This is a genomic window from Kitasatospora sp. NPDC057542, from assembly GCF_042801945.1.
Taxonomy (GTDB): domain Bacteria; phylum Actinomycetota; class Actinomycetes; order Streptomycetales; family Streptomycetaceae; genus Kitasatospora.
In genome coordinates, this window is the sequence record NZ_JBHVFE010000514.1 from 1 (window position 1) to 6,077 (window position 6,077).

The 6,077-nt window shown below is 71.6% G+C and carries 5 protein-coding genes; 2 read left to right on the forward strand and 3 right to left on the reverse strand.

Going from position 1 to position 6,077, the window contains the following annotated elements; translation table 11 throughout:
• Positions 1 to 97: 97 nt before the first annotated feature.
• Positions 98 to 754, reverse strand: a complete 657-nt coding sequence (locus tag ACFU7Y_RS38175; protein WP_224285623.1) for a TetR family transcriptional regulator — start codon at positions 752 to 754, stop codon at positions 98 to 100.
• Between the two features lie 7 nt (positions 755 to 761).
• Positions 762 to 2,306, reverse strand: a complete 1,545-nt coding sequence (locus ACFU7Y_RS38180) for an MFS transporter (RefSeq protein ID WP_380771103.1) — start codon at positions 2,304 to 2,306, stop codon at positions 762 to 764.
• Positions 2,307 to 2,677: 371 nt separating this feature from the next.
• Between ACFU7Y_RS38180 and ACFU7Y_RS38185 the strand changes: the two genes are divergently transcribed.
• Positions 2,678 to 3,307, forward strand: a complete 630-nt coding sequence (locus ACFU7Y_RS38185) for a hypothetical protein (protein ID WP_380771104.1) — start codon at positions 2,678 to 2,680, stop codon at positions 3,305 to 3,307.
• On the opposite strand, the gene ACFU7Y_RS38190 is transcribed toward ACFU7Y_RS38185, so the two are convergent.
• Complete coding sequence (locus tag ACFU7Y_RS38190) at positions 3,278 to 3,952, reverse strand: hemolysin III family protein (RefSeq protein ID WP_374120108.1); 675 nt, start codon at positions 3,950 to 3,952, stop codon at positions 3,278 to 3,280. The two genes, ACFU7Y_RS38185 and ACFU7Y_RS38190, sit on opposite strands and share 30 nt — an antisense overlap.
• 284 nt (positions 3,953 to 4,236) lie before the next feature.
• On the opposite strand from ACFU7Y_RS38190, the gene ACFU7Y_RS38195 reads away from it, so the two are divergent.
• Positions 4,237 to 6,063, forward strand: a complete 1,827-nt coding sequence (locus ACFU7Y_RS38195) for a phosphoenolpyruvate carboxykinase (GTP) (protein ID WP_224284357.1) — start codon at positions 4,237 to 4,239, stop codon at positions 6,061 to 6,063.
• Positions 6,064 to 6,077: the final 14 nt, after the last annotated feature.

Sequence of the window (6,077 nt, forward strand, 5' to 3'; positions counted from 1 at the left end):
GGGCCGGGCCCCGCTGCCCGCACGCGTCGTGCCCGCACGCGTCGTGACGGGAGCCCACCCCCGGGGAGGGAATCCCACCTCCCCGACGGAGGGGACCTCACATCCCGGCGAAGCCGCTCCCCAACAGCGCGAAGGTCTGATCGATCAGGGAGGCGATGTCCTCCCGCCCCCCGCCCGCGGCCCATTGGAGGAGTGCTTCGGCGGTGGCCGCGGTGATGGCGGCCGCGGTCACCCTCATCTCGTACGTGGGCTCCTCGACGCCGGCCCGCCGGGTGAGCACGGTGAGGAAGAGCTCCTGCGGGTTGTTGTCGCCCCGGTGCAGTGCGGCGCGCAGCGCGGGGACCTCGGTGATCAGCCGCATCCGGGTGAACAGTTCCTCGCGCTCGTGCTGGAGCAGTTCGTGGATCTGGTTGGCCATGGCTTCCCGGCAGGACTCCAGGAAGGGCTCGTCGGCGGGCCGCTCCAGCAGGGCGGCGATCATCGCCGGGTCGTACTCGTCGGAGAGGACCAGGTCCTCCTTGGTGGCGAAGTAGCGGAAGAAGGTGGACGGCGAGACCTCGGCGGCGGCGGCGATCTGCTCGACCGTGGTGCTGTCGTAGCCCTGCTCGGAGATCAGCCGGTACGCCTCGCGGCGGATGGCCTGGCGGGTCTTCAGCTTCTTGCGCTCGCGCAGCGACAGCGGCGCCTCCAGTTTCGCCTGGACCGGGTTGGTCGGGGCGTCCGGGAGGGCCGCGGTCGGCTGCTGGGGAGTCATGCCCCGATTATCCGCGATCTCCGGTGCCGGCCGCGGTGTCCGCGGGCATCCGGGCCGCGACCAGCACCGCCGAGACCACCGCGACCAGCCCGGAGACCAGCAGCACCACCCCCATCCCGTGCACGTACGCGGCGTGCGCGGAGGCGCTGAGCGCCGGCCCGCCGCCGGCCCGGGCGACGGCGTCGGCGGCGACCACCGACTCGCCGGCCCGGTGCGCCGCCCCGGCCGGCAGCCCGCCGGTGTCCAGCGCACCGCGGTACGCCCCGGACAGCAGACTGCCGAAGGCGGCGATCCCGATCGCGCCGCCGACCTGCCGCAGGGTCTGCAGCAGTCCCGAGCCGACCCCGGCCCGGGCCGGCGGCAGTGTGACCAGGGCGGAGGACTGCGCGGTGATCAGCGACAGCCCCATGCCGACGCCGAGCACGCTGAGCCAGATCGCGGCCCGCCCGTAGCCGTCGCCGACGCCGGTACGGCTGCCGAACAGCAGCGCGGCGGCGAGCAGGGCCAGGCCGAGGGTGATCACCGTACGGGCGCCGAGCCGGTCGACCAGACGCTCGGTGGCCTTGGCGGCGACCAGCAGCCCGAGCATCATCGGCATCAGCCGCAGCCCGCTGCCCAGGGCGTCCGCGCCGAGCACGCTCTGGAAGTAGAGCGGCAGGACGAAGAAGGCGCCGAACAGGACGAGCGAGATCAGCGTGGCGGCGACGGAGGACCAGCGGAAGGTGCGGTCGTCGAGCAGCCCGAGGTCGAGCATCGGGTCGCGCTGCCGGCGGCTGCGCAGCACCAGCGCGGTGAGGGCGAGCAGTGAGCCGGCCAGCGTGCCGAGCACCGGCGGATCGGTCCAGCCGCGTTCGGCGCCCTCGATGATGCCGTAGGTGAGTCCGGCCAGGCCGGCGGTGGCGAGCACGGTGGCGAGCAGGTCGATCCGGGGCGCGGCCGGGTTGCGGGTCTCCGGCAGCAGCAGCACGCAGGCGGCGATGCCGATCGCGGTGAGCGGGACGTTGATCGCGAAGACCGAGCCCCACCAGAAGTGCCGGAGCAGGAAGCCGCCGATCAGCGGCCCGAGCGGAGCGCCGAGGGAGAGCGCGGCCGCCAGGATCGCGGTGGCCCGGCGCTGTTCGGCGGGTGGGAAGAGACCGGGGATCACCGCCAGCGACATCGGCATCACCAGCGCGGCGGCCAGGCCCATCCCGGCGCGGGCGGCGATCAGGGTGGCGGGGGAGTCGGTGAGCATGCCGACGGCGGAGGCCAGGCCGAACAGGGCGAGCCCGGCGGTGAGCGTGCGGCGGCGGCCGAACCGGTCGCCGAGCAGGCCGGCGGGGAGCATCACGGCGGCGAAGACCACGGTGTAGGCGTCGACGATCCACTGCTGCTGCCCGGTGGTGGCCCCCAGCTGCGCGGCCAGCGTGGGCAGCGCGACGTTGAGGACCGTCATGTCGAAGCTGATCACCAGGACGCTCAGGGCGACGGCGACCAGGGCGAGCCGGCGGCGTGGATCGGCGGAGACGGCGGGTGCGGCGGTGGCCGCGGTTGCGGGCGGGGCGGCGGGCACGGTTCCTCCAGGGTGCCTCTACTGGAAGTCTCTCTCAAATGAAAGTAACTCTCAAAAAATGTTGGCCGTCAACCCGCACCGTCAACCCGCGTCGCCAATCCGCGCCGTCAGCCCATGCCGTCGAACCCGAGTCGCCGATCCACCAGTACGATCGAACGGCTACGCTCCGTCATGTGTCCTGGAAGTGCTGTTTCCGCACAAGGAATTGACGCAACGTTGATCTGTCGTTCGCCGCCCCGGGGCAGTCGGCCATGACTGTCGGTAGATACGATGTGGCAATCGGTCAGTGCTGGCCGACGCGTGCCGAGAGCGGAGAAGGGGTGGGGCGGCAGGAGCCGACCACGAGCCCGGCACCGGGAAAGGGGACCGAAGTGGCCGACGCGGACGACAGGCAGACGAGCACCCAGGTGTGGGGTTCGGTGGTGGTGGTGGGCTCCGCGCTGGCCGTGGTCGCGGCCTATCTGATCAACGGCGCCCCGCTGGTCCTGGCGGTCGCCGGGGTCGAGACCCTGCTGCTCATGGTCTACGTCGCCCGCCGCTGGCGCGCGCTGCACGGCGGTCCGGCCCCGGTCCGGCACCGCCCGCGCCGGGGCGTTCCGGACGCCGCGCACTGTGAGCGCTGCCGCCGGGCCCGCGAGGCGCTCGACGCCCGGCAGGCACGGGCCCGCTCGGCCGGCGCGGTGTGGCGGCCCGGGGCTGTGGTGCTCCCGACGCCGGCCGGGTCGCCGTACCGGGGGCCGGACGAGTCCGACCGGGAGTCGCACGGGGAGTGGCACCCCGCGTACGGCGGGCACCACCACGCGCACGGGCTGCCGCAGGACCCTGCCCCGCACTCGGAGCCCGGCGCCGCCGACCACCCGGCCCACCCGCGCCGCCCGCAGATCCGGGCCCCGTACGAGCGGCCCTGGACAGCGGAACGGGCGGCCGTCCGGTCCGTGGACCGTTCGACCGCCCGTCGGGGTGCGCCGGGATCAGCCGGCCGTGCTGTACGCCACCAGTGAGACGCCGACGTACTGGACGATGAACGCCCCGAGGGTGAAGGCGTGGAACACCTCGTGGAACCCGAACCAGCGCGGTGAGGGGTCGGGCCGCTTGAGCCCGTACACCACGCCGCCGATGCTGTAGAGCACCCCGCCGACGATCATCAGCACCAGGACGGCGACCCCGCCGGTGCGCAGGAAGTCCGGCAGGAAGAAGGCGGCGGCCCAGCCCAGCGCGAGGTACACCGGCGTGTACAGCCAGCGCGGCGCGCCGACCCAGAACACCCGGAACGCGATCCCGGCCAGTGCGCCGCCCCAGACGGCCCAGAGCAGCAGCTGCTGGTCGGCGCCCTTGAGCAGCAGCATCGTGAACGGCGTGTAGGTGCCCGCGATGATCAGGAAGATGTTCGCGTGGTCCAGCCGGCGCAGCACGGCGTCCCCGCGCGGGCCCCAGTCGAAGCGGTGGTACACCGCGCTGACCCCGAACAGCAGCCAGGCGCTGACCGAGTAGATCGTGCAGGCGATCTTGGCGGGCGTGGAGTCGGCCAGGCAGATCAGCACGATGCCGGCGGCCACCGTGGCGGGGAACATCCCGGCGTGCAGCCAGCCGCGCCACTTCGGCTTGCTCTCCGTGAGTGCACTCTCCGCGAGCGCAGCAGCAGTCATGCGCAGCATGCTACCCGTTACCTACGGACCCGTAGGTTACTCGCGCGTAGGAAGTGGCGATCGTCACTGTTAGACGTTTTGGAGTATTTGAAGTGTGGCGCCGCGCACTCCGTCGGGGGTGCGACTGGCTTATTACTAGACGGTAACCATACTTTCTGTAGTAAAAGATGCGTCAACTTCGACGCTTCGCCACGTTCCGGCCTTGAGTCCGGAGCTACGCTGCAAGCACCCTCAGACCCCCGCGACGCCATCTCCTCGCCGAGATGGCGTGAAACGGAGCGATCGTGTCGTACGAGATCTCTGCTCTCAGCGCATCCGCGCCCACCCGCCACAAGCAGCTGCTCGCTTGGGTGAGCGAGATCGCCGAGCTCACCCAGCCGGACCGCATCGAGTGGTGCGACGGTTCCGACGAGGAGTACCAGCGCCTCGCGGACCTGCTGGTGGCTCAGGGCACCTTCAAGAAGCTCAACGAGGAGAAGCGCCCCAACTCCTACTACGCCGCCTCGGACCCCACGGACGTGGCGCGCGTGGAGGACCGCACCTTCATCTGCTCCGAGCAGGAGAAGGACGCCGGTCCGACCAACAACTGGAAGGCCCCCGCCGAGATGCGCGAGGTCTTCCAGGGCGAGCAGGGTCTCTTCCGCGGCGCGATGAAGGGCCGCACGATGTACGTCGTGCCCTTCTCGATGGGCCCGGTCGGCTCCCCGCTGGCCGCGTACGGCGTCGAGATCACCGACTCCGCCTACGTCGCCGTCTCCATGCGCGTGATGACCCGCATGGGCCAGGCCGTGCTGGACCAGCTCGGCGAGGACGGCGACTTCGTCAAGGCCGTGCACACCGTCGGCGCCCCGCTCGCCGAGGGCGAGGCGGACGTGCCGTGGCCGTGCAACAGCACCAAGTACATCTCGCACTTCCCGGAGACCAAGGAGATCTGGTCCTTCGGCTCGGGCTACGGCGGCAACGCCCTGCTCGGCAAGAAGTGCTACGCGCTGCGCATCGCCTCGACCATGGCCCGCGACGAGGGCTGGCTGGCCGAGCACATGCTCATCCTGAAGCTCACCCCGCCGAGCGGCGAGGCCAAGTACGTCGCGGCCGCCTTCCCCTCGGCCTGCGGCAAGACCAACCTGGCCATGCTCCAGCCGACGGTCCCGGGCTGGAAGGTCGAGACGATCGGCGACGACATCGCCTGGATGCGCTTCGGTGCCGACGGCCGCCTGTACGCCATCAACCCCGAGGCCGGCTTCTTCGGCGTCGCCCCCGGCACCGGCGTGGACACCAACGCCAACGCCATCGACACCCTGTGGGGCAACACCGTCTTCACCAACGTCGCCCTCACCGACGACGGCGACGTGTGGTGGGAGGGCCTCACCGAGGAGCCCCCGGCGCACCTGACCGACTGGCGCGGCAACGACTGGACCCCCGAGTCCGGCACCCCGGCCGCCCACCCGAACGCCCGCTTCGCCGTCCCGGCCGCGCAGTGCCCGACCATCGCCCCGGAGTGGGAGGACCAGGCGGGCGTGCCGATCTCGGCGATCCTGTTCGGCGGCCGCCGCGCCACCGCCGTCCCGCTGGTGACCGAGTCCTTCGACTGGCAGCACGGCGTCTTCCTCGGCGCCAACATCGCCTCCGAGAAGACCGCCGCCGCCGAGGGCACCGTCGGCGAGCTGCGTCGCGACCCGTTCGCGATGCTGCCGTTCTGCGGCTACAACATGGGTGACTACTTCGCCCACTGGCTGAAGGTCGGCGCCCAGGCGGACGCCGCCAAGCTGCCGAAGATCTACTACGTCAACTGGTTCCGCAAGGACGCCGAGGGCAAGTTCGTCTGGCCCGGCTACGGCGAGAACAGCCGCGTGCTCAAGTGGATCGTCGAGCGCCTGGAGGGCACCGGCGAGGGCGTCGAGACCCCGATCGGCGTGCTGCCGACCGTCGAGGGCTTCGACCTCGGCGACCTGGACCTCTCCAAGGAGGACCTCGACCTGCTCTTCACCGTGGACGCCGACATCTGGCGCCAGGAGGCCGCCCTCGTGCCGGCCCACCTGGAGACCTTCGGCGACCACACCCCGAAGGAGCTGTGGGACGAGTACCGGAGCCTCGTCGCGCGCCTCGGCTGAGCCTGAGCCTCAGC